The 967-nt window shown below is 65.6% G+C and carries 1 protein-coding gene and 1 pseudogene; one reads left to right on the forward strand and one right to left on the reverse strand.

Annotated features, from left to right (window positions below; translation table 11 throughout):
- Positions 1 to 288 (reverse strand): annotated as a pseudogene (locus EOA36_RS36140) (monofunctional biosynthetic peptidoglycan transglycosylase); the annotation flags it as partial.
- 222 nt (positions 289 to 510) lie between these two features.
- On the opposite strand from EOA36_RS36140, the gene EOA36_RS36145 reads away from it, so the two are divergent.
- On the forward strand, positions 511 to 967 hold a 457-nt coding region (locus EOA36_RS36145; RefSeq protein ID WP_189553563.1), incomplete at its 3' end, for a polyprenyl synthetase family protein.

Here is a 967-nt window from a genome sequence, read left to right on the forward strand (position 1 = left end):
GATGGCCGAATGGGCGAGCACAGGCGCCACGTCATCGATGGACACCCAGCGCCGGTCGTAGCCGGAGAAGGTCGCCAGGTCCTTCAGCATCAGTGTCGACACCGGATGCACGAAGGACGGCAGGTAGAGAAAGGTCACCACCACCGGGACAAGCGCCAGCACCGCGGCCACGACGATGCCGCGCCGGACCCAGCGCCTGAGATTGCGGCGGTTCACGCCTCGCGATCTCGTCGCCATGTCCAGCTTTTCGGTCTCATGATCGACGATCGGTTCCGCCAAGCCGCCCAACCCGTGCCACGAAGCTCGTCTCGAAACGCGCTCCCGAGGGTCATAAGACGGTGTTTTCGAGCACCGGAGCGGAGCGTACATTCGAGTACGTGAGCACCGGAAGCGCGGAAAATGCCTTCAGATGACCGCAGGAGGTGAGTTTCCAAACGGGCCCTTACCGCTCCGGCATAATGGCGCTTGCCTTCTTGCGCAACGTCTGAGTGTCGGCTACCGGTCCCGGCCATGACGAATGACGACGAAATGGCGTTCGAAATGGCGCTCATCAGACGCGCGGCCGCCGTCGAGGTGATGCTGCGTCGGTTGCTCGACGACCGCCCGCTTTCGGGCGAGATCGCGAGGCCCGATCGCCTGATGGCGGCGATGCGCCATGGCGTGCTGAACGGCGGCAAACGCCTGCGCCCCTTCCTGGTCATGGAAAGTGCTGCCTTGTTTTCCGCCGATGGCGAAGCGGCGCTGCGCGTCGCGGCCGCACTTGAATGCGTGCATTGCTATTCGCTGATCCATGATGACTTGCCGGCGATGGACGACGACGACCTGCGCCGCGGCCAGCCGACCGTGCACAAGGCCTTCGACGAGGCAACCGCGATACTTGCCGGCGACGCACTGCTGACGCTCGCCTTCGACATCCTCGCCGGCGAGGCGACCGCGCTGCCGGCCGAGCGGCGCGGCCCCCTCGCCG

Source organism: Mesorhizobium sp. M8A.F.Ca.ET.021.01.1.1, assembly GCF_003998025.1.
Classification (GTDB): Bacteria; Pseudomonadota; Alphaproteobacteria; order Rhizobiales; family Rhizobiaceae; genus Mesorhizobium.